The sequence below is a fragment of the Massilia niastensis DSM 21313 genome (genome assembly GCF_000382345.1).
Taxonomy (GTDB): domain Bacteria; phylum Pseudomonadota; class Gammaproteobacteria; order Burkholderiales; family Burkholderiaceae_D; genus Telluria; species Telluria niastensis.
This window is the reverse complement of sequence record NZ_KB908087.1, coordinates 72360-94880: the sequence shown is the minus strand read 5'-3', so window position 1 is coordinate 94880 and position 22521 is coordinate 72360. Positions and strand designations below refer to the sequence as shown.

Genomic DNA, 22521 nt, shown 5'->3' with positions numbered 1-22521 from the left:
CCCCAGGACCACGACCATGGCCATTGCACACCTGTTCAAATCACACGACAAAGACCTGGGCGGCGGCTTCACCGTGCGGCGCGTCCTGCCGGCGGCGGCGCGCCAGTCGGTCGGGCCCTTCCTGTTCTTCGATCACATGGGGCCGGTCGAGGCCCAGGCGGGCGCGCGCCATGACGTGCGCCCGCATCCGCACATCGGCCTGGCCACCGTGACCTACCTGTTCGAGGGCGCGATCATGCACCGCGACAGCCTCGGCACCGAACAGCGCATCGAACCGGGCGCGATCAACTGGATGACGGCCGGCAGCGGCATCACGCATTCCGAACGCACGCCCGAAGACCTGCTCGACAAGACCCGCCGCACCCACGGCCTGCAGCTATGGGCCGCGCTGCCGCGCGAACACGAGGAAGCGCCGCCCTCGTTCAGCCACACCCCCGCCAGCGCGATCCCCGAGCTCACTCTCGACGGCGCCACCGTGCGGGTGCTGGTCGGCAGCGCCTTCGGCAAGACCTCGCCGGTGCCGACCTTCGGCGAGACCCTGTATCTCGACGTCCAGCTCGACCCCGGCGCCGCCATCGAACTCGACAGCCTGCCGCAAGAGACCGCGCTGTATGCGCCCTTCGGGAGCATCGAGGTCGACGGCGAGGAAGTCCCGCACAACAACATGGCGATGGTCGAACCGGGCGCGGCGGTGCGGGTCAGCACGGCCGACGGCGCGCGCTTCGTCGTCATCGGCGGCGCGCCGCTCGACGGCCGGCGTTTCATTTTCTGGAACTTCGTCTCGTCCAGCCGCGAGCGCATCGAGCAGGCGGCGCGCGACTGGGAAGACCAGCGCTTCGTGCCGGTGCCGGGCGACAACGAGCGCATTCCGCTGCCGTCGTGGCCGCCATCGTGGCGGCGCGAATGAGCCTGCCGCGGGACTAACGGGCGCACACAGGGGACAAGCAGGAGTAGACTCGGAGTTCTCGAATGGGGTTGTTTGTCACTCTCTTACACGAGGATGAGCCATGAAAATTCCTGAGAACCTGCGCGCTCCCGCCATCGTCTTCGCCCTGCAAGCAGCCTTGCTGGCCGGCGCCGCACTGATCTTCCTGGTCCTGCGCCCCTGATCCCTCAGGCGCCGTGGTCGGCGTGGATGTGGCTCCGGCGGTCGCCGGGGCTGCGGCGGTGTACGCGCGTTTCCGGATACGGTTGGGCTGTGAAGCGCCAGGGCTGGCCATGGCTGCCCAGGCGTTGCGCAGCGTTGCCGGGCGCCAGCGGCGTTTCCTTGCCGCTCGCGCGATCGAGGTGCCAGAAGCCGCCGTCGCGATGGAACAGCATGGGCAGGGCAGCGGCGCGCGGCATGGCGCCAGCCGCCGCTGCGGCCGGGGCCTCGTCGGGCGCCATCAGGTAGAAGCACTCGGCCTGGGCGCCGGCGTCGATCCGGTGCAGCACCACCGCGTGCGCCAGCAGGGCCGTCACTTCCAGGCTGACGATGCCCTTGATGCTGGCCGTCAATTCGATTCGCATGCCCAGCCGTAGCGGCACCGGCGCGTGCTTGCCGGGCCAGACGCCGTCCAGCAGCAGGCCGTAGCGCGACACATCCTCGATCTCGAAACCGTGGCGGCCGCGCCGGATGAGGGCATGGCGGCCCGACAGGCGCCGGGTGAGGCCGCCGCGGTCCTCGCCCTGCTCGCCGTGATGGGCCAGCAGCAGGTCGGCCTCCGGTTCGGCCGCTTCGAAGCGCCCGAGCACGCATTCGTCCAGCGCGAACAGGCGCACGTGGCGCTGGGTCGCCGAGTCGGCCTCGGCATGCACCAGGCAGGCACGGTCGGCGGGGCAGGGATGGGGCCTGGCGGCGGCCGGCAGGTCGATCTCGATCAGGTCCTCGTCCCAGGCGATGGTCGAGAAACCGAGGTCGATCTTGCCGGTCTGGCCGGACTGGCCGGACAGGTCGAGCTGGGCGATCGAGGCGTTGCGCGCGCTGACGTCGATGTCGAGCCGGCCGCTCACCGCGGGCAGGTGGACGCGCGCGATGCCGGCGTCGTCGGCCGTGACCCGCACGTTCTTGTGCGTGGCCAGGAAGGTCTGGTGGATCTCGCCCAGGCTGGCGTCCTGGCGCGGCACCAGGATCACCGGCGAGCAGGTCCAGGTGCGGGCGGATTCCGGCGCATGCGGGTGGCGGCTGTGCAACTCGACGTCGATGCGGTACTGGCCGTGTTCCAGACCGCGCGAAGAGAATTCCAGGAACAGGGGCCGCCAGTCGCCGCGCGAGGTGCGCTGGAAGGCATAGCTTTCGCCGCCGTGCAGGCGCAGCGCCGAGTGCACCAGCATGCGCAGCTCGGGGGCGCAGTCCATCGGCATGCCGCGCAGTTCCAGCCGGATGGCCTGGCGTCCGCCGGCCGTGCGCGGGTCGAAGCCGCTGATGTGCAGTTGCGGGCGCTGCAGGATCGGCGCCGCGGCGGGCGGGCCGATGACGGTGTCGCGCCTGCCGCGCAGGGCCGTGATCGCGTCGAAGCTCGAGGGCAAACCCTTGCCGGCCTCGCGCGAGGCCGAGGCAACCCCGGCCGGCTGCGGATGCCCGTGGGCGCATGCTTCCTCGCCGGGCATGACCCAGACGGTGCAATGCGGGTGATCGGGGTTGCGGCAACGGTTCATGGGCGCGGGACAGGGGAAACAAAGTCAATACAGCAATGTTGCTAGCTTACGCTATTTGCGTCATCCGTGGCGCGCCGAGTTTGTTGATTGATAACACTAAATTTTTCCTTGTGGAACTTGCGCCGCATCGAGCGGCAGGGCGGTTTCGTCCGGATGACGGGCGACCGGACGCAGCACCAGGGCCGTGAGGTTGTCGGGCTGCAGGCCCGGCGGCGGCTCGCGGTCGAGCGCGGCGAACAGGCTCTCGACCATGGCGGCGGCGTCCGCGCAGTGCGCGAACAGGCCGGGCCAGCGGCGCACGAAGGCATCGGGATGGGCGCAGGACCAGAAGCCGTCGGTGGCCAGCAGGTAGGCGCAATCCGGATGCAGGGTGAGCGCGCGCCGGTCCGCCAGGTGGCCCAGCCAGGATGGCAGCCTGGCCGGCGTCAGCTCGTACAGCGGATCGTCCAGGCGGGCCGGGTGCGCGAACGCATTCCCGAGGATGAAGGCCTGGGAGATCTGCGGTGCGTGCTGGCCATGCACCTGGCGCCGCCAGTCGCCTTCGCCGATGCGGCCGGCCATCGCCGCGACGGTGGCCGGCACATGGTCGACGGTCAGGGGCAGCGCCCGTTCCCGGCCGAGCTCGTACAGGCGCGAGTCGCCGACATGGTAGAGCAGCGGCGCCGTGCCGGGCGGCAGTTCCAGCAGGGTGAGGGTGGTGCCGGGGCGGGCCAGGCCGTCGCTCTCGGGGAACTGGCGCTGCAGGCGGGCATGCAGCGCATCCAGGTGCCGCGCCAGTTCGGCGCCGCCGGTGCAGGCCGGCACCGCCAGCAGCCCGGCCGCCACCGCTTCCGCCGCTTCGCGTCCATGGCCATGCCCGCCCATCCCGTCCAGCACCGCGATCCGCCCGTGACCGGCCGGCCAGTCGGGCAGGGTGAGCCGGTGCGGGACCTGGTCCAGCATGTGGCAGGCGCAACCGTCGACATCGATGACGACGAAGTTGTCCTGGTTTTCCAGGCGGGTCTGCGCGCCCGTTCCGACGCGGCTGAGGACGGCCACCTCGAAACGGGGCCCGAAATGGAAGTCGGAGAGTACGGACGACATTGGCAGGGTAATCAGGATAATGCTGACACTTTACTACCGATCGCCCGGGTTCGAAGCATGGATTAGAGGGGGTTTTCGTGCCTGCCGGTGGCCAGCACCAGGGCGTTGACGAGCACGCAGGCGCCCGCCGCGCCCAGGGCCGCCCGGATGCCCCAGGCATCGGCGACCCGGCCCCAGAACAGGCTGCCGGCCACATAGCCTCCGGACATCACGAACAGGTAGATCGACAGGGTGCGGGCCCGCACCTCGGCCGGGAAGGACAGCTGGGCGGCGGCATTCAGCGTCGACACCGTGGCCGACCAGGCCATGCCGCCGCACAGGATCAGCGGGACCAGCACCGCCAGCGCGCGCGTGAACGACATCGCCAGCAGCATCGCGCCGTACACCAGCAGCGCCCCGGCCAGCACGCCGGTCTTGTCGACCCGGGCGCGGATGTGCGGCAGGAAGAAGGCGGCGACCACGGCGCCGCCTCCCAGGCAGCCCATCAGGGTGCCGTAGACGCCGGATTCCATGCGCAGCACGTCGCGCACGAACACCGGCAGCAGGCTGGCGAAGGCGATGGTGGCGAAGAAGACGCTGCACACGTTGCGCAGGATGCGGCGGTAGCGCGGACAGCCGAGGGCGCAGCGCAGGCCGTGGCGGAAGCGTGCGCGGAAGCCTTCGCGCGGCGCCGCCTGCGGGCTGCGTTCGCGCCACCACAGCCAGTAGATCGCCAGCAGGCCGGTGAAGGACAGGGCATTGGCCAGGAACAGCGCGCCGGGACCGATCCAGCCGAACAGGATGCCGCCCAGCGCGGGGCCGATCACGGCCGACAGGTTATAGGAGAGATTGTTGAGCGTGGCGGCGGCCTCGACTTCCTCGGGCTCGACCAGTCCGGACATCGCCGCCTGCCAGGCCGGCCAGATGAAGGCGGTGCCGATGCCGAGGCAGAAGGTGATCGCGAGCACCGGGCCGCTGGCGACCTTGCCGGTCCATGCCAGCAGGGCCATGGCGCCGGCGCAGACGGCCATGAACAGGTTGCAGAAGAACAGGAACTTGGGCCGGTGCACCGCGTCCGCGACCACGCCGGCGCACAGCGCGAACAGGAACACCGGCACGTAGGTCGCGGTCTGCACCAGCGAGGTGATCGCCGCCGACTGCGACAGCGAGGCCACCAGCCAGGCCGCGGCGAAGGTCTGGATCCAGGTGCCCAGGTTCGATACCAGGTTGGCCAGCCAGATGCTGCGGTAGCGCGCATGGCGCAGCGGACGGGTCAGCGCTACCTTGCGGCGCGGCGCGGACCCGGCGAGCGGGGTGGTCGGGCTGGCGTTCGACATGTTCCCGCCAGTGTAGGCATGCTCTGCGGTAACGGTCAAGAATATTGCCCTACGGAAAATCAGAAGGGTGATATATTGTTGCTTTCCCATGCATACTATTCGTACAGGTTATGGAGATCCGACCCCTCGTCGCCGCCGATATCCCGGGCGTGGCCGCACTGCTGCGCGAACTGGCGCGCGAGTACATCGTGCATGAATCGCCGCGCGAAGGCGCCGTCACCTTCCTCGCCGAGAACGACGAGGTCGGCGTGCGCGGCTTCCTGGCGCGCGGCCATGTCTACCATGTGGCGGTGGTCGAGGGCGAGCTGGCCGGCTTCGTCGCGGTGCGCGACCGCAGCCATTTGTTCCACCTGTTCGTCGGCAAGCGCTGGCACCGGCGCGGCATCGCGCGCCGGCTGTGGGAAGTGGCGCGCGAGGCGGCGATCGCCGCCGGCGGCGACGGCGGCTTCACCGTCAATTCATCGAACTACGCGGTGCCGGTGTACGAGGCCTTCGGCTTCGTGCGCGTCGGGCCCACGCAGTTCGCCAAGGGCCTGTACTACAACCCGATGCGGCTGCCGGCGCTGGACGACTGAACACGCTCGTCGGCGCGGCGCAGCCACAGGCTGCTGGCCCATCCTTCCAGGTCCCTGCTGCCCACCGTGGCGCGCACCTGCCACCAGTCGCCCTGGCTGCGCCCGGTCGCGACGATGCGGCTGCCGGCCGGCACCACCGCGAGCCGTGGCGCGTTGACGCCGACGGCGGCGCGCAGGTTGAGGGCGTCATGGGTGCGGTAGCGCGCGCCCGCGACCGGGATCGCGGGCTGCGCGGAAGGTGGCGGGGCGGCGGCCAGTGCGGCCGGCGCTGCCGGGGCGTCCACGAACAGCGCGGCCAGCGCGGCGCCGAGGGCGGCCGTGCCCGCGGCGAGCAGGCCGAGGGCGCGCAGGTTCGGACGGCGCCACCAGGCGCGCGGCGTCAGCCAGGCGCAGGCGCACAGCGTCAGCGCCAGTCCGGCGCCGTAGGCGGCAAGGTGGGCGGCGGACATCGCGCGCTCAGGCATCGAAGCGCAGCACGTAGTGGCCCGCCACCAGGTGGTGACCCGGCGGGATCAGGTAGGGACGCTCCGGCGTCGCCTCCTCGATCTGGGCGACCGGGCGCAGCTGCTCGTCGAGGTGGAACAGCGCCTGGGTCGGCGCCAGGCGCGCCACCCGCAGGCCCTCGGCGCTGGCTTCCCAGCTGAACGCGCTGCGCGACAGGCCCAGGCGGTCGGCGCTGCCGGCGGCGCTGCCGTCGGACTGGCGCAGGAATTGCGGCGTGTCGAGCACGCGCAGCGCGGCCAGGGCCGGTGCGCCGCGCCCGAAGTGCAGGCGCGAACCGGGCGCGGCCTGCTGGCTCGGGCCCTGCGGCAGCACCAGCAGGGCGCAGTAGCGGTCGGCCAGCTGGGGCGGGGCGGCCAGCAGCCGGATGCTGGCGTTGTCCAGCGGCGCGAAGCTGGACGGCGCCGCGATGCGCTGGCGGCCGGCCGGGGTGATCGCATGCAGTTCGTCGGCGTCGTCGACCGCGAAGCGGATCACGCTGTCCTTGCCGGGCGCGGACGGCAGCAGCTGCGCGTTCAGCCCGACTTCGAGCGCCTGGGCGCCGGTGTCGCGGTAGCGGCTCAGGCGCGGCAGGGCCAGCGCGGCCAGGGTGACCCGGTGGCGCGCCACCGGGGCACAGGTCGCATCGGTCTCCGGCTGGATCGCGGCCGGCGCCTGGCGGACGGCGAGCGGCATCGCGGTGAGGTCGGCCTGCGCCGGCGTGGCGCGCGGCTTCCATACCGCGGGCGGGCGCGCGGGCGGCACGCCGGGCGTGTCGATGGTCGGCGCGCGCGCCGGAGCGGCCGGGCGCGCGCCGCTGGCGCGGCCGATCTTCAGCAGCAGGCGCTGACCGTCGGCGCCCTTGCCGCGCAGGACGTAATAGCCGTTGGAGGGATCGAAGCGGCAGTCGAGCGTGTCCTTCGGGCGCACCTGCACTTCGAGCGCGGCGTCGGGGCCGTCGTTCACCAGCAGCAGGCCGGCGTCCTGGCCGAAGGGCCAGCCGGGCACGGCGAAGGTGGCGCCGGCTTCGTCCTGGCCGACCAGGGTCAGGCGCTGGTTCGGATAGATCGCGCATACCGGCTGCCAGATGGCGCTGTCGCGCGAGGCGGTGACGGTGTACTGTACCTGCTCGCCGGGGGCCGGCAGGTAGACCGCATGCCCGAACTTGACCTTCACTTCGCCCGGCCCGACGGCGTCGGCGCCGACCACGTGGTAGCGCACTTCGTCGCCGCCCAGCAGGTCGCCGAAATCCTTCTGGTGCAGGGCCGCCAGCGACTGCGCCAGGTCGCGCACCCGCGCGCCGCGGGTCAGGTGGCGGTCGTCGTCGACCGCGTCCTGCGGCAGCATCAGGGTCACGTGCGTGAAGCAGCGGGTGGCGGCGCGGCCGCGCTGCTCGCGCGGGCAGCGTTCGAGCAGGTCGCGCAGCAGCGGACGGCGCGCGAACAGGGCAAGTCCGGGCGTCTGCCACAGGGCTTCGGCGTTGAACACATCGTTGACCTTGCCTAGCACTTCGTGTTGGACATAGACCGGCATGATTGACTCTCCTCGAAAGATTGGGTGCTCGCCACGCCGAACGCTAGCAGGGGGCAGATGAAAAACAGCAGGTGCGAGCCGCCGGCCGACAGGAAGCTCATCGGCTGGCCCATGATCGGGAACATCGCCAGGTTGGTGCCCCACGAGAGCAGCAGGTGGCCGCCGACGAAGGCGGCGCCGCCGCACAGGGCGAAGCACTGGAAGCGTCCCAGCCAGGCGCGCCGGAAGTCGCCCGCCGCGCCGCCGGCGCGCCAGGCGTGGCAGGCCGCGCGCAGCAGCGCGGCGAGGAACAGCACCTGCGCGCACCATAGCGCGAGCCCGGCCGCCAGGCCGTGGCGCTGCAGCAGGAAGCTGGGAGCGAAGTCGTCCTGCACCGCGGGAATGGCGAGCGCATCGCCCGCCGCCAGGCCGAGGGCGCGCGCGCCGAGCAGGCCATCGGCGCCCAGCCAGCCGCCCTGCGCCACCGCGCGCGCGCCGAGCAGCATCTGCTGGCCGGTATGGGGGTGCGCTGCCGGATCGTGCCAGACCTGGAAGCGCTCGGGGTAGAAGCCCAGCTCGCCCAGGGCGCCGCTGGCGCGCTGCAGGGCCATGCCGCCGGCCAGCAGGCCGCAGGCGGCCAGGGCCAGCAGCGCCGCCGGTGCGCGCATGCCGGTGGCGCAGCACCAGGCGAGCGCCATGGCGGCGGCCCACACCAGCAGCAGCAGCAGCGGCGAGTAATCGTCGACCCGCACCAGGGCGGCCGCCAGCAGGAACAGGAACAGCAGCACCGGCGCCGCCATGCGCAGCCAGAAGCGCCAGCCGCGCGCGCCGCCCTGGCCGCTGCCGGCCGCCAGCGCCAGGCAGTGCGCGCTCAAGGCGGCCAGGGCCAGCTTGGCGAATTCGACCGGCTGGATGTCGAACACGCCGGTCTCGCTGCCGAGCGCGACCTGCAGCAGCAGGGCGCCGAGCGCCAGCGCCGCCAGCGCCAGCAGGACCCGTTCGGCGCCCGGCCGCGACACGCCGCCAGGCTTGAGGCCGGACAGCAGCAGCAGGCCCCCGGGCAGGCCGAGGGCCAGCAGCGCCGCCGTGTTCTGGAAGTGCCGCAGCCAGGCGCTGTCGCGCGCGCCGAGACCCATCTCGAGCTGCACCAGCAGCCCGGCCCCGAGCAGCACGGCGGCGCTCAGCGCCAGCAGTTGCGGCCGGCGCGGCCACAGGATGAGCAGGGCCAGCGCGCTCCAGGCGAGCAGCAGGGAGACGCCGGCCCCGGGGGCGCCGATGCTGCGCTGGGTGACGAGCACCAGCAGCGCCACGGCGCCCAGCATGCTTGCGGCAAGCGGACGCCCCGGCCCGCCGGCCGCGCCGCGCCGGCCCGGTCGCAGCAGCGTCAGCAGGGCGCCGGACAGCAGCACGGCGAGCGCGCCGGCCCAGGCCAGGGGCGGCGGCGCGGGCATGGCCCATGTCCCGCGTTCGCGCCAGCGCCAGGTGACGGCCGGCGCCAGCTCGGCGGAAGGCTCGGCGAACAGCTGCACCTGGCCGGAAGGGACCAGGTGCAGCGACGCGCCGTCGGCCCGCAGCGCGAACGCGGTGCGGCCCAGCGCGAAGGCATCCGCGCCGGCCAGCGGCTGCTCGCGCCGGGCCGCGTCTTCCCAGGTATCGCCGGCCGCGACCAGCACCGGATCGGGACCGCGCACCGTCAGCGCCAGTTGTCCGTCGCCGCCGCGCGCGATCGCGGCGCCGCCCGGCTCGATGGCGGCGGCCGCGATCCGGTTGCCGCAGTGGAGGTTGCCGCCCAGGGTGAGCGGGCGCGCCAGCGTCCATGCGTGCGGCGCCCAGCGGTTCCAGAGCGCGCCGAGCCGCACCGGCAGCGCAGCGCCGGGACAGGCCGGCTGGGGCGCGCCATCGCGCAGCACCGTGGCGCCGTCGTAATCCCAGGCATGCGGCCCGTCCCGCAGGCCGAGCCGTCGGTCGCCGTTCGCCACGACGATGAAGCGCGCGGTGCCGGCCTGGAGCCGTTGTCCGGGGCGCAGCACGGTGTCGCCGGTACTCGTGCGCGCCTCGCCGCGGCGCAGCAGCACCGCTTGCGCCGGCTCGAGATTGCGCAGCAGCCAGCGGCCGCCGGCGTCGCGGCGCAGCGCCAGCTGGCGCAGGCCGGCGCGCGGGGCGGCCAGTTCCTGGCGGCCGAGCGTGAGCGCTTCTCCGGGCTGCAGCCGGATCGTGATCGCTTCCGGCATCCAGGCCGCGGGCGCACGCAGCAGCGCCAGCAGCGGGACCGCGCCCAGGCAGCCCAGGATGGCCAGCGGCAGCGCCAGCCCGGCCAGGCGCGCCTTCATGCGGCGCTCCGCCAGTCCGGCGCGGCCAGGACGGCGCCGGCGGCCGCCAGCGCGCGGCTGATCTCGAGCGCGTGGGCCGGACGGTCCGCGGGCCGCTCGGCCAGCAGGCGGCGCAGCAGGCCGAGGGCGGGAGCGGCGGCGGCATGGCCGATGCGGCCGGCGAACAGGGCCGCCTCGTCCGGCTGCAGCACGGCCGGGCGGCCCTGGTGGGCGTCGAGCAGGGCCGCGGCGGCGTCGCGGCCGTGCACCTGCCAGGCCTGGCCGCAGGCGGCGCTGTAGCGCAGCAGGCGTCCGCAGACCAGGTAGTAGAGCAGCGCCCCGAGCGCGAAGTAATCGGTCCTGGTGTCGGTCGCATAGCCGCCGTCGCCCGGGAAGAACTGTTCCGGCGCCTGCCAGTTGGCGGTGCCCACATAGGAATGGGCGCCCAGGTCGTCGAGGCGGCGATTGGTGCCGAAATCGGCGAGCTTGACGGTCCGCGCCTGGCGGTCGAGCAGCAGGTTGCCGGGCTTGAGGTCGAGGTGGCGCCAGCCGTGGGCGTGCACCCTGGCCAGCGCGCCGTTCACCTGGCCGGTCCAGGCCAGGGCCTGGCCGGGCGCCGGCGGGCGGCCCGCGGCCTGTTCGGCGGCCAGGTGGGCGCCCAGGTCGCCATCCAGCAGTTCGAGCGCCATCGCCGGCATGCCCTGGTGCTCGCCGCTGTCGAGCAGGCGCACGATGTGGCGGCCGTCCCAGGGCGCCAGTCCGCGCAGGAAGGCGATCTCGGTGTGCGCGCTGGATTGCCAGCGCGCCTGCAGGGCGGGCGGGGCGCGCCGCATCTGTTCGAGGTTGACCAGCTTGACGGCCACCCAGCCGGTGGCGTTCAGCGCCTGTGCGCGCCACACCACGCCGTAGGCCGAACCGGCCAGCGGCGCGCACAGCCGGTACTGGCCGCCGGCCAGCGAGATGACGGTGCCTGTCTCGTCCATGCTGCCCCCCAAGCAAGGCGCGGTGCGCCGATGGAGAGCATCAGCCGGGGGGAGGTGAAACCGGCTGCCTACCAGCCCCGCTCGAACCACTTCCCGAGGACGTAGGCGCCGACGGCAAGCACGCCGAAGAACAGGACGACCAGGTTGCGGATCAGCGCCTGCTCGCGCGCGGAGCGCGACAGCAGCGCGTCCGAGGCCGACTGCGCCGACGCCGCCAGGCGCAGGTCATCCGGATGGGTATAGGTCTTGTCGGGCGTCTCGTAGGTCTCGTGTTCGTCGCCGCGCAGGCGGGCGCCGAGCACCTCGGCCAGGACCAGCAGGTGGCAGATTTCCCAGGTTTCCGGATTGTTGGTCCAGAGTTCCCCGTCCTGGTGCCACAAGGTGCAGACGCCCTGGTCGGTATGGCGCGAGAAGGTGGGCGGCTGGTCGGCATAGATCCAGCCGAGCTTCAGCGCCGCCAGCTTCGCCTCGGCAAGGGAGATCGGGATGTAGGCCTGCGCCGAGGAGCGCAGGATGGTGAGGTGATAGCCCATGCCGTTTCGCGAAGAAGCGATGCCGAGTGCATCGAAGAAGCTTATCCTCGCATCAACGCTTCCTGATGGCAATTCGCCATGCATGGAATCCGGTCCGGCCGGACCGGGGGCGCCGGCCGGACGAACAAAGAGCCGCGCGAGGCGGCTCCCTTCACTCAGCGGCCATGATGGCCACGGTCTCCGCGATCGCCACGGTGTCCGCGGTCATCGCGATCCCAGCGGTCATCGCGATCCCAGCGGTCGCCGCGATCCCAGCGGTCGTCCCGGCGGTTACGGTCCCAGCCGCGGTTGTCATGGTCCCAGTGTCCATGGCCAGGGTGGGCGTTGCCGCCGCGCGGCTGGACGTAGACCGGACGCGGCTGTACATAGACGGGGCGTGGCTGGACATAGTAGCCGCGCGGCTGCTGGTAATAGCCCGGCTGTTGCTGGTAATAGCCCTGATGCTGCTGGTAGTGACCGTGATTGCCCTGGTGGCGGCGGTCATCGCGGGTGGAAATCGAGTTGCCGACCGCCGCACCGAGCACGCCGCCGGCAAGGGCGCCGCCGCCGCCGCCGACGCTGTGGCCGATGGCCGCGCCCAGCACTGCGCCGACTGCCGTATTCACACCACGATCATTCGCCATTGCCAGGGGCGACGTGGCGGCTGCCGCCAGGAGCACCGCACCGAAGGTTTTCGAATTCAACATGGTTTATCCTTTGCACCCCCAGCGGAGATCGGAATGATCGTGACAGCGCCGGGCATGGAGGAACTATAGTCGCGGCGTTCCGCCGTGCCATTCGTTAATACAGATTTTTACAACTGCGTCCCCCGCTGTAACATGGGGAACGGGGCTTGCAGCCATGCCGGCCCACCCCAGATAGCTCCCATTAACGATTTCACCGGCTTCCCATGCGTCCCAGTCGTAGTGCCGTGGTCCTGTTGTCTCTGCTTGTGTTGCTCGAGGTATATATTGGCATGCGGGTGCTGCCCGACCTTGCGCTCGGGCTTGCCGGCAACTGCGCCGGCGTGCTGCTGCTGGTCCTGCTGGGCGTGCTGGTGCCGGTGGGCCTGATGTCGGCCTCGCTGCGCCGGCGCCGCTGGTCGACCCTGGTCGCGTGGACCGGCCTGATGTCGATGGGCTTTTTCTCTTCGCTGCTGGTGGCGACCCTGCTGCGCGACATGGGGCTGCTGGTGCTGGCTGTCGCCGGCGCGCTGACGCCCCGGCTGGCCCACGCCAGCGCGATCGCCGTCCCGCTGCTGGCGGCCGGCGTGACGCTGATCGGCTTCGTGAATGCGCGCCGGGTCGCGCGGGTGGTCCGGGTCGAGGTGCCGATCCGGGGCCTGCCTCCCGCGCTGCACAACTATGCGATCGCCCAGATCTCGGACATCCACGTGGGGCCGACCATCAAGCGTCCCTTCCTGAACGCCATCGTGAACCGGGTGAACGCCCTGGGCGCGGACGCGATCGCGATCACCGGCGACCTGGTGGACGGCAGCGTGCAGCGCCTGGCGCTGCACACCCAGCCCCTGGAGCGGCTGAGCGCCCGCGACGGCGTGTTCTTCGTGACCGGCAACCACGAATACTATTCCGGCGCCGAAGAGTGGATCGCCGAGGTGCGGCGCCTGGGCGTCATCGTGCTGCTGAACCAGCACGTGGTGCGCCGGCGCGGCGGCGCGGCCCTGATGATCGCCGGCGTGGCCGACTACACCGCCCACCATTTCCATCCCTCGCACCGCAGCGATCCGCGCGCCGCGGCCGCCGGCGCGCCGCCCGACGTCGACGTGCGCATCCTGCTGGCCCACCAGCCGCGCAGCGCCGCCGAAGCGGCGGCGGCCGGCTACCACCTGCAGCTGTCGGGCCATACGCATGGCGGCCAGTTCTTTCCGTGGAACCTGTTCGTTCCACTGCAGCAGCCTTTCGTTGCCGGGCTGAAGCGGGTGCGCGAGATGTGGGTGTACACCAGCCGCGGCACCGGCTACTGGGGTCCGCCGAAGCGTTTCGGCGCACCCTCCGAGATCACCCTGGTGCGGCTGGTTCCCGCTTAGGGGTCATGTGCATACGGCAACAAATGGGAGCAAAAACCGCCGGGATGCGATATTGTTCGTCCTTTGACACGATCATAGGATTTGCTCGCATGAACCGCCGCACCCGTCCGCCTGTCCTCACCCTCCTGGCCGCTTCCCTGATGAGCGCATCGGCGCTGGCCGCCAGCCCCGGCAACGACCCGGCCGCGCTCGTCAAGATCCGCGACACGGCGCTGCAGAGCGACTATGCCTGGGAGCGGATGGCCGACATGACCGACCTGATCGGACCGCGCCTGTCCGGCTCGCCGGGCGCGGCGGCGGCCGTGACGCAGGTGGCCGAGGCGATGCGCAAGCTGGGCGCCAGGGTGAGCCTGCAGCCGATCAAGGTGCCGCACTGGGTGCGCGGCAAGGAAACGGGCGAACTGGTCGAGTACAGGGGCCGTCCCGCCGGCGTCACCCAGAACGTGGTCCTGACCGCGCTGGGCGGATCCGGCGCCACCCCGGACAGCGGCCTGGTCGCGCCGGTGCTGGTGGTCGCGAATTTCGATGAACTGAAGGCGCTCGGGAGCCAGGTGAAGGGCAGGATCGTCCTGTTCGACGTGCCCTTCGACCAGCACATGGCGGCGCGCGGCCTGGCCGGCCAGGCCTACGGCCACGGTTCGTCCTACCGCCGCGACGGCCCGCGCCTGGCGGCCGAGATGGGCGCGGCGGCGGCGCTGGTGCGCTCGGTCGGCGGGGCGGCCTACCGCCTGCCGCATACGGGCGCGTCGGGCCTGCAGGAGAATGCGCGCATCCCGGCGGCGGCCGTCACGGCCGAGGATTCGATGCTGATGGCGCGCCTGGCGCAACGCGGCCCGCTGAGCATGCGCCTGGTGCTGACCCCGAAGAACCTGCCGGATGCCGACAGCTACAACGTGATCGCCGACCTGCCGGGCAGCGACAGGCCGGACGAGATCGTGATCGTCTCGGGTCACCTGGATTCCTGGGACCTGGCGACCGGCGCGCATGACGACGCGGCCGGGGTGGCGAGCGCGATGGCCGTGCTCGACACGCTGAAGAAGCTCGACTACCGCCCGCGCCGCACGATCCGCATGATCGCGTGGATGAACGAGGAGAACGGCACCCGCGGCGCGCGCGGCTATCTCGCAGCCGAGCAGGCCAATACGGACAAGCACTTCGGCGCGATCGAGAGCGACAACGGCGCCGGCCGTCCGTTCGGCCTGCGTTCGAGCGTGGCGCCGCAATCGGTCAAGTTGTTCCAGCCGCTGCAGGCGGCGCTGCAGCCGATCGGCGCAGGCGTGTTCCAGCGCCAGGATGCGCTGCAGACCGGCGACCTGTCGGGGCTCGAGCGCGCGGGCGTGCCGAGCTTCGCGCCGCTGATCGATACGTCGGCGTATTTCGATTACCACCACACGGCCGCCGACACGCTCGACAAGGTCGATCCGGACAACCTGCGCCGCCATGTGGCGCTGATGACGGCGACCGCGTGGTTCCTGGCCAATATGGAGCAGCCGATCGGACGGGCGAACGTGCCGGAGCGTTGACGCCGGGCCGTACCCGGCAATCGCTGGGCGGCCGGGTACGCAGCAGCTTGCGCTCACCCGCTGACGATCCTCCTCACCGCGCGCGCATGGCCGCGATAAGGCCGTCCGTAAATGGTCTGGATGCCGCTGGCAAAATTCTGCCCCCAGACCAGTTGCGACCGGGTCTCGTGCGGTTCGCTCGACCAGTACCATTCGCGCGCGAAGACTTCGCGCTGGTTCGCGAACAGCAGCGCCAGCTCGCGCCGCGTCGGCAGGCCGCCCGCATGCGCGGCCGCCCACTCGCAGGCCGCCGGCCAGCTGACATCGTGTGCCTCGCCCGGTAACAGCACCAGGTGGTAATCGGGTTCTTCCTTGCCGAGGATGATGCCCGCATAGTGCTCGCCTTCCTGCAGCAGTCCCCGGATTTGCATGTACTCGCCCATTGAGTTTCCTTCCCGTGTGGTGGCTCTGGATATGACTGTCGGCCCCGCCTTTTGGTTGCATCGATGACGCGATCTGGATCAGGTCCCTGTTCGATTTCTAAAGGGAAATACTTCTTCGCGCCTTGATGCTCCGCGAATTTTTTCCAGAAGAATTGTGATTGAGGGGGATGGCGCAAGCGCGTGGGGCGGCGCGCTCAGTCTTCGATCGGCAGCGCGATCCGGGGACCGTCGGTGCCGACGCGGTTCACCGCGGTGCCGACCTTGTGCCACTCGAAGGCTTCCGGGGGCAGGGCGGTGCGGCGCGCCAGTTCCGCGGCCTGCTCGGCCGACAGGTCGGGATCGAGCCAGAGCGCGGCGTCGGCGGCGTCGAGCACCACCGGGCGGCGGTCATGGATGTCGAGCATGCCGCCCGAGGCGTCGTCGGTCACGATCACGAAGCCGGCTTCGGCCCGGTTCTCGGTGAAGCTCCCGAAGTGGGCCAGGGCCAGCATGTACAGCGGCGTACGGTCCTTGCGGTGGATGTGCCAGGGTTGCTTGTGGCCCTTCTCGCCCGTCCATTCGTACCAGCCGTCGGCCGCCGCGATGGCCCGGCCGTTCTTGAGCAGGCTGCGCCAGTAGCGGTTGGTGAGTTTCTCCATGCGCGCATTGATGCAGACAGGCACTTTGTCCTTCGCCCAGCGCGCCTGGTAGCTCCAGAACACGTCGTCGACATGGCGCACGCCATCCTGGAGATGCATGAGCGGACGGTAGGTGCCCGGCGAAACGTTGAACGCAGGCTCGGACTCGCTGTCGAAGACAGCGTCCGTCCAGCCGAAGGCCTTGGCGTAGTCGCGCGCAGTCTGGCTCTGATCGAATCGTCCGCACATGCGTCCATGGTACTCCAAGCGCCGCGCTTGCGGAGCGGGCGGCACGCACGTGTGCCGTTTGGTCCGTCCCGCGATGCAATGGTATGCTCAGGGGTAAGACGACAGACATGGAGCAGGTATGGCAGCTGGCTGGTGGAGTGTATTGAAGACCGTGCCCTGGAGCGAGGTGATCAGCGCCGCGCCCCAGGTGGCGAATGGCGCGCGCCGGCTGTGGGATACGGTGGCCCGAAAATCGGGCAACGCCGGCAGCGCCGGCACCGCGCCGCCGGGGCCGGTCGACGCGCTCGAACCCGAGGAAGATTTCTTCGACGCCTTGATCACGCGGGTGGACAAGAACGAAGCCATGCTGGGCGAGCTGCGCGGCCAGATGCTGTCCGCTTCCGAGATCATCGCCAACCTGGCCGACCAGAACGCGCAGCTGATCGCCAAGATGGAAGTCGCGCGCACCCGCATGCTGTGGCTGGGCGTCGCGACCGGCGTGTCCTCGATCCTGGCGCTGGTGGCCCTGGCGCTCGTGGTGGCGCGTACCTGAATGAAAGCAGTCCTGATCCTGGCGACCTCGTTCATCTTCATTTCCATGCTGATGAACGGCGCGCGCCGGCGCGGCAAACTCAACGACCAGGCCAACCGTGCGGTCAGCGGCCTGGCCAATTCGATGCGCTATTTCGTGTACGGCCTGCTGTTCTTCGTCGGCGTCGTGTGCCTGGCGATGGCCTGGCAGATGCTGTAGGAGAGCGGCTCAGCTTCCCCGCGCCGGCTGTCCGAACACCAGCGCCAGTTCCTCGATGGCGCGCGCCGCGTGCCGCTTCAGGTAGAGCCGGTGACCGCCGTAATAGATCGCGACATCGTCGTGGTAGTCGCAGCCCAGGGTCCTGTCGTCGAGCTGCATGGCGCGCGGACAGTAGCCGGCGACGCGGTGGAAGCGGTAGACGGTCGACCTGGCCGCGCGGGTCCACACGTGGCAGGCCGCGTTGCGGCTCCTGGCCACCAGTTCGGTGACGTCGCGCGCATCCTCCCTGGCGTCGATATGGTCGGCGAAGTCCACCGGCCTGCCGATCGACCTGGCGGTCTGCAGCAGGTCGTTCAGGTTCACCAGCAGCATGGCCGCGCAGGCCTCGTGGATCACCTCGGACAGGTCGTACTGGCCCAGCGTCTGCATCAGCGCGCGACAGGTCCGCAAGGCCTCCGACGCATCGAAGTCCGCCGGTGGGGCTGGCGGGGCGCGGCGCTCGAAAGGAACGACGTTATCGGTGATCATGGCGTGCAAAGAATGTTGTAGTTATGAAAACCATATCACATCCGTAGCAATTGTTCAGTCTCCTTTCGTGCGCTTGGTATGGGTGCGCACGGACGCGTGGGCGCAGGCCGGCAAAACCCTCCGCAATGCCGGTGATTTCCGGTATCATCGCGCCGGTTATTTTCTTTCTTTTAACTAACTGTGATCACTGCCAAGCCTGAACCGGGCGCGGGACTGTCGGCGCGCGCACTCAACCTGATCGATGGCGGAATCATCGTGGTGGACGCGGACCAGCAGATCGTGGTCTGGAACGGCTGGATGACGCCGCGCTCGGGCCGCTCGGCGGCGCGGGTCCAGGGACACCCCCTGTGGGACGTGTTTCCCGCGCTGCGCGGTTCACGCATCGAGGCGGCGGTGCTGGCGGCGCTGACCGAAGGCACGGCCGCCGCGATCGCGCCGGCGCAGGACCGCACCCCGTTCCCGCTGCGCGAGGCGGGCAGCTTCGACGGCGCGCTGATCGAGCAGGCGGTGGCGGTGACGCCCTTCAGCGAAGGCGGGGAACGCTACTGCCTGATCGAGATCCGCGACGTCAGCGGCGCGGCCGTGCGCGAGCGCCGGCTGCTCGACCATGCCGAATCGCTGCGCGCCCGCTCCTACGTGGACGGGCTGACCGGGATCGCGAACCGCCGCCACTTCGACGTGGCGCTCGACCGCGAACTGCGGCGCGCGCAGCGCGTGGGCGGCGCGCTGGCGCTGCTCCTGATCGACATCGATTCGTTCAAGGCCTACAACGACCACTTCGGCCACCAGCAGGGCGACCGCTGCCTGACGACGGTGGCGCAGGCGCTGGCCGCGATGCTCAAGCGTCCGGCGGACATGGCGGCGCGCTACGGCGGCGAAGAGTTCGCGGCCATCCTGCCGGACACCTCGCTGGAACAGGCGCGCGCGCATGCCGACGCGATCCGCGAGCACGTGGCCGCGCTCGGCCTGCCGCACGCGCCGGCGGCGGTCCATCCCCACGTGACCCTGAGCATCGGCGTGGCCGGCGTCGATGGCGGCCGGCTGAACCAAGCGGCCGCCCTGATCGAGGCGGCCGACAAGGCGCTGTATGCCGCCAAGCGCAGCGGCCGCAACCGGGTGGTGGCCGATGGCGACGCGGCGGCCGGCGGCTAGCGCCGGGTTCAGGCAGGGACCGGCATCTTCGCGATCAGCTTGTCGAGCGTGACCGGATACTCGCGCACCCGCACCCCGGTCGCGTTGTAGATCGCGTTCGCGACCGCCGCCGCCACGCCGCAGATGCCCAGTTCGCCCACGCCCTTGGCCTTCATCGGCGAGGACAGCGGATCGGTCTCCTCGAGGAAGATGACTTCCTGGTGCGGGATGTCGCCATGCACCGGCACCTCGTAGGACGCCAGGTCGTGGTTGACGAAGAAGCCGTGGCGCTTGTCGACCACCAGTTCCTCCATCAGCGCGGCGCCCACGCCCATCGTCATGGCGCCGATCACCTGGCTGCGCGCCGACTTCGGGTTCAGGATCCGGCCCGCCGCGCACACCGCCAGCATGCGGCGCACCCGGGTTTCGCCGGTGGCCGCGTCGACCCCGACCTCGACGAAGTGGCCGCCGAAGGTCGACTGCTGGAACTTCTTGTCGAGGTCGCCGTATTCCATGCTGTCTTCGCCGACCAGCTCGCCTTTCGAGGCCAGTTCGGCCAGCGGCACGCTGCGCCCGCCCGCGCGCACCGCGCCATCGGCGAATTCGGCCGTGTTCGCGGCCACGCCGAGCCGGCCCGCCACCGCCTCGCGCAGCTTGACGCAGGCGGCGTACACCCCGGCGGTCGAACTGTTGCCGCCCCACTGGCCGCCCGAGCCCGCGGACACGGGAAAGTCGGAGTCGCCCAGCCGCACCTCGACCCTGTCGATCGGCACGCCCAGCATCTCGGCCGCGGTCTGGGCGATGATGGTGTAGCTGCCGGTGCCGATGTCGGTCATGTCGGTCTCGACGATCACCATGCCGGCGCGGTCGATCCGCACCCGCGCCGCCGACTTCTGCACCAGGTTGTTGCGGAAGGCCGCGGCCACGCCCATGCCGACCAGCCAGCGTCCGTCGCGCACCTGGGCGGGGCGCGGGTTGCGCGCCTTCCAGCCGAAACGTTCCGCGCCCTGGCGCAGGCATTCGGCCAGGCGGCGCTCGGAGAAGCGGCGGATCGGCTTTTCCGGGTCGACCCTCGTGTCGTTCAGGATGCGGAAGGCGATCGGGTCCATGCCGAGCTTTTCCGCCATCTCGTCGATCGCGACCTCCAGCGCCATCATGCCGGGGGCCTCGCCCGGCGCGCGCATGGCGTTGCCTTCGGGGAGGTCGAGCGTGGCCAGCAGCAGGCGCGTCATCCGGTGTTCGCCGGCATACAGCAGGCGGGTCTGCTGGACCGCCGTTTCCGGCTGGCCGCCGGGCAGGTCGCCCGACCAGCTCTCGTGCCCGATCGCGGTGATCTTGCCGTCGCGCGCGGCGCCGATCCGGATGCGCTGGATCGTGGCCGGCCGGTGGGTGGTGTTGTTCGGGATGAGGGCGCGCTGCAGGGCGACCTTGACCGGGCGTTTGGCGGCGCGGGCGCCGAGCGAGGCCAGCACCACCTCGGCGCGCACGAACAGCTTGCCGCCGAAGCCGCCGCCGATGTAGGGCGAGACCATGCGCACGCTGGACGGCGGCAGGCCGAGGGTGCGGGCCAGGTCCCTGCGGCTCCAGTCGACCATCTGGTTCGAGGTCCACACGGTCAGCTTGCCGTCCTTCCAGCTGGCGGTGGTGGCGTGCGGCTCCATCATGCAGTGCGACTGGTCGGGCGTGGTGTAGGTCTGGTCGAGGCGTACCGGCGCCTGTTCGAAGGCGCGCGCGAAGTCGCCCACCTTGGTTTCCGGCTTTTCCTCCTTTTTCGGCAGCTTGGCCGCATCCTTCTCCCTGGCCAGGTCGTAGCGGCCGTCCTGCTTGATGTAGCGGACCTGTACCAGCTGGGCGGCGGCGCGGGCCTGCTCGAAGGTGTCGGCCACCACCACCGCGACGGCCTGGTGGTAGTGCTCGACGTTCGGGCCGGCCAGCAGGTGGGCGGTATTGAACTTGCCCTTGCCCAGCTTGCCGGCGTTTTCCGCCGTGACCACGGCGAGCACCCCCGGGGCGCGCCGCGCGGCGCTCGTGTCGATCGAGGCGATGCGCCCCTTGGCGATGGCGGAACCGACGATGACGCCGTGGGCCGCGTCCGGCGCGACGTCGTGGCGCTCGTAGGCGTAGGGGGCGGCGCCGGTGCACTTGAGCGGGCCGTCGACGCGGTCCAGCGGATGGCCGACGACTTTCAGCCGGTCGATGGGATTGGTCGTGGCTGGCGTGAGGAATTTCATGGCTCAGGCTTTCTTGGTGTCGGCCAGCACGGCGGCCAGGGTGCGCTGCACGAGCGCGATCTTGAAGGCGTTGTACTCGGTGGTCCGGGCGCCGGCCAGCAGTCCGTCGGCGACGGCGCGCGCGCCGGACCGTATCTGCTGTTCGGCGGCTTCGACGCGCCACGGCTTGTGGGCGACCCCGCCCAGCGCCACGCGCCCGCTGCCGTCGGGCTGGACGATGGCGGCGACCGACACCAGCGCGAACGCATACGAGGAGCGGTCGCGCACCTTGCGGTAGACCTGGGCGCCGCCGGGCGGCCTGGGCAGCTTGACGTGCGTGATCAGCTCGCCGGGTTCGAGCGCGTGCTCGACGTGCGGGGTGGCGCCCGGCAGCCGGTGGAAGTCGGCGATCGGGATGGTGCGCATGCCGCCGTCCGGGCGCACCGTCTCGATCTGCGCGTCGAGGACCCGCATGGCCACCGCCATGTCGCCCGGATAGGTCGCGATGCAGGCCTCGCTGGCGCCGACCACCGCGTGGTGGCGGCTGAAGCCGCCGATGGCCGAGCAGCCGCTGCCCGGCTGGCGCTTGTTGCAGGGCATGTTGGTGTCGTAGAAATAGTAGCAGCGGGTGCGCTGCAGCAGGTTGCCGGCCGTGGTGGCCTTGTTGCGCAGTTGTCCGGACGCGCCGGACAGCAGGGCGCGCGACAGCACCGCGTAGTCGCGGCGCACGCGCGCGTCGGCCGCCAGGTCGGTATTGCGCACCAGCGCGCCGACCCGCAGGCCGCCGTCGGGCGTGGCCTCGATCCGGTCGAGCGCGAGGCTGTTCACGTCGACCAGGTGGGCCGGCGTCTCGATCTCGAGCTTCATCAGGTCGAGCAGGTTGGTGCCGCCGGCGATGAAGCGCGCGCCGGGCGTGCGGGCGGCCGCGGCGGCGGCTTCGGCGGGCGTCGTGGCGCGCTTGTAGGTGAAGGCCTTCATGCTTTTCCTCCGCCCACTTCGGTGATCGCATCGAGGATGTTCGAATAGGCGCCGCAGCGACAGATATTGCCGCTCATGCGTTCGCGGATCTCGGCGCCGGTGGGCTGGGGAGGGGCGTTCAGGTCGGCGCTGACGTGGCTGGGGATGCCCTGGCGGATCTCGTCCAGCACCGCGACGGCCGAACAGATCTGGCCGGGGGTACAGTAGCCGCACTGGTAGCCGTCGTGCCGGACGAAGGCGGCCTGCATCGGGTGCATCCGGTCCTTGTCGCCCAGGCCTTCGATGGTGGTGATCTTCGCACCCTCGTGCATGATGGCCAGGGTCAGGCAGGAATTGATGCGGCGTCCATCCACGATCACGGTGCAGGCGCCGCACTGGCCCTGGTCGCAGCCTTTCTTGGTCCCGGTCAGGCGCAGGTGTTCGCGCAGGGCGTCCAGCAGGGTGGTGCGGGTATCCAGCTTCAGGGAGGCGGGTTTGCCGTTGACGCTGAAGCTCACGTGCGATGCGACCGGGCCTGCCTGGGCCTGGGGCGGCTGCGCCATCGCGCTGGGGACCGCGGCCCCGGAGACCGTTACCGCGCCGGCGATCAGGAGGTCGCGCCGGCTCATTCTCACTTCACTCGATTCGTCCATGCTCCCGCTTCCCTTTCCTGTGGCGTTGACCGGTCCGCAGCGCGTGG

Annotated in this window: 22 protein-coding genes; 7 read left to right on the top strand and 15 right to left on the bottom strand. The window is 70.9% G+C overall.

The window, feature by feature from the left end; translation table 11 throughout:
* Positions 1–16: 16 nt before the first annotated feature.
* A complete protein-coding gene (locus tag H162_RS0109425) occupies positions 17–907 on the top strand; it encodes a pirin family protein (protein WP_020653216.1) in 891 nt (296 codons plus the stop codon).
* A 206-nt stretch (positions 908–1113) separates the two neighbouring features.
* Here H162_RS0109425 and H162_RS30480 read toward each other — a convergent pair whose 3' ends face one another.
* The 3 genes from H162_RS30480 to H162_RS0109405 form a co-directional block, all read right to left on the bottom strand.
* Complete coding sequence (locus H162_RS30480; RefSeq protein ID WP_051109903.1) at positions 1114–2637, bottom strand: FHA domain-containing protein; 1524 nt, start codon at positions 2635–2637, stop codon at positions 1114–1116.
* A 96-nt stretch (positions 2638–2733) separates the two neighbouring features.
* A complete protein-coding gene (locus tag H162_RS0109410) occupies positions 2734–3720 on the bottom strand; it encodes a PP2C family protein-serine/threonine phosphatase (protein WP_020653213.1) in 987 nt (328 codons plus the stop codon).
* Positions 3721–3782: 62 nt separating this feature from the next.
* A complete protein-coding gene (locus H162_RS0109405; RefSeq protein ID WP_229451995.1) occupies positions 3783–5075 on the bottom strand; it encodes an MFS transporter in 1293 nt (430 codons plus the stop codon).
* A 71-nt stretch (positions 5076–5146) separates the two neighbouring features.
* Between H162_RS0109405 and H162_RS0109400 the strand changes: the two genes are divergently transcribed.
* Positions 5147–5611: a GNAT family N-acetyltransferase gene (locus tag H162_RS0109400; RefSeq protein WP_020653211.1), complete on the top strand. Its 465-nt coding sequence runs from the start codon at positions 5147–5149 to the stop codon at positions 5609–5611.
* On the opposite strand, the gene H162_RS0109395 is transcribed toward H162_RS0109400, so the two are convergent.
* The 6 genes from H162_RS0109395 to H162_RS33160 all read right to left on the bottom strand — a co-directional run bounded on the left by H162_RS0109395 (position 5575) and on the right by H162_RS33160 (position 12114).
* Positions 5575–6060 carry an SH3 domain-containing protein gene (locus H162_RS0109395; RefSeq protein ID WP_020653210.1) on the bottom strand — a complete coding sequence of 162 codons (486 nt, stop codon included), beginning with the start codon at positions 6058–6060 and terminating at the stop codon, positions 5575–5577. The two genes, H162_RS0109400 and H162_RS0109395, sit on opposite strands and share 37 nt — an antisense overlap.
* Before the next feature lie 7 nt (positions 6061–6067).
* A complete protein-coding gene (locus H162_RS0109390) occupies positions 6068–7624 on the bottom strand; it encodes a hypothetical protein (RefSeq protein ID WP_020653209.1) in 1557 nt (518 codons plus the stop codon).
* The gene (locus tag H162_RS0109385) at positions 7594–9933 is read right to left on the bottom strand and encodes an FtsW/RodA/SpoVE family cell cycle protein (RefSeq protein ID WP_020653208.1); all 2340 of its coding nucleotides are present in this window, start codon (positions 9931–9933) and stop codon (positions 7594–7596) included. Before H162_RS0109385 ends, H162_RS0109390 begins: the two co-directional genes overlap by 31 nt.
* Positions 9930–10895, bottom strand: a complete 966-nt coding sequence (locus H162_RS0109380; RefSeq protein WP_020653207.1) for a protein kinase domain-containing protein — start codon at positions 10893–10895, stop codon at positions 9930–9932. The genes H162_RS0109385 and H162_RS0109380 overlap by 4 nt, the downstream gene beginning before the upstream one ends.
* Before the next feature lie 68 nt (positions 10896–10963).
* The gene (locus H162_RS0109375) at positions 10964–11428 is read right to left on the bottom strand and encodes a hypothetical protein (RefSeq protein WP_020653206.1); all 465 of its coding nucleotides are present in this window, start codon (positions 11426–11428) and stop codon (positions 10964–10966) included.
* Between the two features lie 155 nt (positions 11429–11583).
* Positions 11584–12114: a PXPV repeat protein gene (locus tag H162_RS33160; protein WP_084676977.1), complete on the bottom strand. Its 531-nt coding sequence runs from the start codon at positions 12112–12114 to the stop codon at positions 11584–11586.
* Between the two features lie 203 nt (positions 12115–12317).
* On the opposite strand from H162_RS33160, the gene H162_RS0109365 reads away from it, so the two are divergent.
* Together H162_RS0109365 and H162_RS0109360 are read left to right on the top strand one after the other, a co-directional pair.
* Complete coding sequence (locus tag H162_RS0109365) at positions 12318–13454, top strand: metallophosphoesterase (RefSeq protein WP_026354446.1); 1137 nt, start codon at positions 12318–12320, stop codon at positions 13452–13454.
* A gap of 89 nt (positions 13455–13543) precedes the next feature.
* Positions 13544–14977: a M20/M25/M40 family metallo-hydrolase gene (locus H162_RS0109360; protein ID WP_020653203.1), complete on the top strand. Its 1434-nt coding sequence runs from the start codon at positions 13544–13546 to the stop codon at positions 14975–14977.
* A gap of 53 nt (positions 14978–15030) precedes the next feature.
* Here H162_RS0109360 and H162_RS0109355 read toward each other — a convergent pair whose 3' ends face one another.
* Both H162_RS0109355 and H162_RS0109350 read right to left on the bottom strand, forming a co-directional pair.
* Positions 15031–15387 carry an Lcl C-terminal domain-containing protein gene (locus tag H162_RS0109355; RefSeq protein WP_229451993.1) on the bottom strand — a complete coding sequence of 119 codons (357 nt, stop codon included), beginning with the start codon at positions 15385–15387 and terminating at the stop codon, positions 15031–15033.
* Positions 15388–15593: 206 nt separating this feature from the next.
* Complete coding sequence (locus H162_RS0109350; RefSeq protein ID WP_020653201.1) at positions 15594–16265, bottom strand: SOS response-associated peptidase; 672 nt, start codon at positions 16263–16265, stop codon at positions 15594–15596.
* A 118-nt stretch (positions 16266–16383) separates the two neighbouring features.
* Here H162_RS0109350 and H162_RS0109345 point away from each other — a divergent pair, with 118 nt between their 5' ends.
* Positions 16384–16797 carry a hypothetical protein gene (locus tag H162_RS0109345; protein WP_026354445.1) on the top strand — a complete coding sequence of 138 codons (414 nt, stop codon included), beginning with the start codon at positions 16384–16386 and terminating at the stop codon, positions 16795–16797.
* Complete coding sequence (locus tag H162_RS0109340) at positions 16798–16995, top strand: hypothetical protein (RefSeq protein ID WP_020653199.1); 198 nt, start codon at positions 16798–16800, stop codon at positions 16993–16995.
* Positions 16996–17004: 9 nt separating this feature from the next.
* Here H162_RS0109340 and H162_RS30475 read toward each other — a convergent pair whose 3' ends face one another.
* Positions 17005–17523, bottom strand: coding sequence for a hypothetical protein (locus H162_RS30475; RefSeq protein WP_020653198.1), 519 nt, complete (start codon positions 17521–17523; stop codon positions 17005–17007).
* 180 nt (positions 17524–17703) lie between these two features.
* Here H162_RS30475 and H162_RS0109330 point away from each other — a divergent pair, with 180 nt between their 5' ends.
* A complete protein-coding gene (locus H162_RS0109330; protein ID WP_020653197.1) occupies positions 17704–18675 on the top strand; it encodes a diguanylate cyclase domain-containing protein in 972 nt (323 codons plus the stop codon).
* Positions 18676–18683: 8 nt separating this feature from the next.
* On the opposite strand, the gene paoC is transcribed toward H162_RS0109330, so the two are convergent.
* From paoC to paoA, 3 genes are read right to left on the bottom strand one after another with little or no spacing between them, the layout of a single operon-like run.
* On the bottom strand, positions 18684–20885 hold the full coding sequence (gene paoC, locus H162_RS0109325) for an aldehyde oxidoreductase molybdenum-binding subunit PaoC (protein ID WP_020653196.1): 2202 nt from the start codon (positions 20883–20885) through the stop codon (positions 18684–18686).
* A gap of 3 nt (positions 20886–20888) precedes the next feature.
* A complete protein-coding gene (locus H162_RS0109320; protein ID WP_020653195.1) occupies positions 20889–21842 on the bottom strand; it encodes an FAD binding domain-containing protein in 954 nt (317 codons plus the stop codon).
* Complete coding sequence (gene paoA, locus H162_RS0109315) at positions 21839–22474, bottom strand: aldehyde dehydrogenase iron-sulfur subunit PaoA (RefSeq protein ID WP_026354444.1); 636 nt, start codon at positions 22472–22474, stop codon at positions 21839–21841. The genes H162_RS0109320 and paoA overlap by 4 nt, the downstream gene beginning before the upstream one ends.
* Positions 22475–22521: the final 47 nt, after the last annotated feature.

What these genes read in the sequence shown, in the direction of transcription:
- H162_RS0109390 (WP_020653209.1), bottom strand. Translation starts at nt 7,624, where the DNA reads ATGCCGGTCTATGTCCAACACGAAGTGCTAGGCAAGGTCAACGATGTG.
- H162_RS0109385 (WP_020653208.1), bottom strand. Translation starts at nt 9,933, where the DNA reads ATGAAGGCGCGCCTGGCCGGGCTGGCGCTGCCGCTGGCCATCCTGGGC.
- H162_RS0109380 (WP_020653207.1), bottom strand. Translation starts at nt 10,895, where the DNA reads ATGGACGAGACAGGCACCGTCATCTCGCTGGCCGGCGGCCAGTACCGG.
- H162_RS0109425 (WP_020653216.1), top strand. Translation starts at nt 17, where the DNA reads ATGGCCATTGCACACCTGTTCAAATCACACGACAAAGACCTGGGCGGC.
- H162_RS0109320 (WP_020653195.1), bottom strand. Translation starts at nt 21,842, where the DNA reads ATGAAGGCCTTCACCTACAAGCGCGCCACGACGCCCGCCGAAGCCGCC.
- H162_RS0109355 (WP_229451993.1), bottom strand. Translation starts at nt 15,387, where the DNA reads ATGCAAATCCGGGGACTGCTGCAGGAAGGCGAGCACTATGCGGGCATC.
- paoC (WP_020653196.1), bottom strand. Translation starts at nt 20,885, where the DNA reads ATGAAATTCCTCACGCCAGCCACGACCAATCCCATCGACCGGCTGAAA.
- H162_RS0109345 (WP_026354445.1), top strand. Translation starts at nt 16,384, where the DNA reads ATGGCAGCTGGCTGGTGGAGTGTATTGAAGACCGTGCCCTGGAGCGAG.
- H162_RS30480 (WP_051109903.1), bottom strand. Translation starts at nt 2,637, where the DNA reads ATGAACCGTTGCCGCAACCCCGATCACCCGCATTGCACCGTCTGGGTC.
- H162_RS0109340 (WP_020653199.1), top strand. Translation starts at nt 16,798, where the DNA reads ATGAAAGCAGTCCTGATCCTGGCGACCTCGTTCATCTTCATTTCCATG.
- H162_RS0109395 (WP_020653210.1), bottom strand. Translation starts at nt 6,060, where the DNA reads ATGTCCGCCGCCCACCTTGCCGCCTACGGCGCCGGACTGGCGCTGACG.
- H162_RS0109350 (WP_020653201.1), bottom strand. Translation starts at nt 16,265, where the DNA reads ATGTGCGGACGATTCGATCAGAGCCAGACTGCGCGCGACTACGCCAAG.
- H162_RS30475 (WP_020653198.1), bottom strand. Translation starts at nt 17,523, where the DNA reads ATGATCACCGATAACGTCGTTCCTTTCGAGCGCCGCGCCCCGCCAGCC.
- H162_RS33160 (WP_084676977.1), bottom strand. Translation starts at nt 12,114, where the DNA reads ATGTTGAATTCGAAAACCTTCGGTGCGGTGCTCCTGGCGGCAGCCGCC.
- H162_RS0109365 (WP_026354446.1), top strand. Translation starts at nt 12,318, where the DNA reads ATGCGTCCCAGTCGTAGTGCCGTGGTCCTGTTGTCTCTGCTTGTGTTG.
- H162_RS0109360 (WP_020653203.1), top strand. Translation starts at nt 13,544, where the DNA reads ATGAACCGCCGCACCCGTCCGCCTGTCCTCACCCTCCTGGCCGCTTCC.
- H162_RS0109410 (WP_020653213.1), bottom strand. Translation starts at nt 3,720, where the DNA reads ATGTCGTCCGTACTCTCCGACTTCCATTTCGGGCCCCGTTTCGAGGTG.
- paoA (WP_026354444.1), bottom strand. Translation starts at nt 22,474, where the DNA reads ATGGACGAATCGAGTGAAGTGAGAATGAGCCGGCGCGACCTCCTGATC.
- H162_RS0109375 (WP_020653206.1), bottom strand. Translation starts at nt 11,428, where the DNA reads ATGGGCTATCACCTCACCATCCTGCGCTCCTCGGCGCAGGCCTACATC.
- H162_RS0109400 (WP_020653211.1), top strand. Translation starts at nt 5,147, where the DNA reads ATGGAGATCCGACCCCTCGTCGCCGCCGATATCCCGGGCGTGGCCGCA.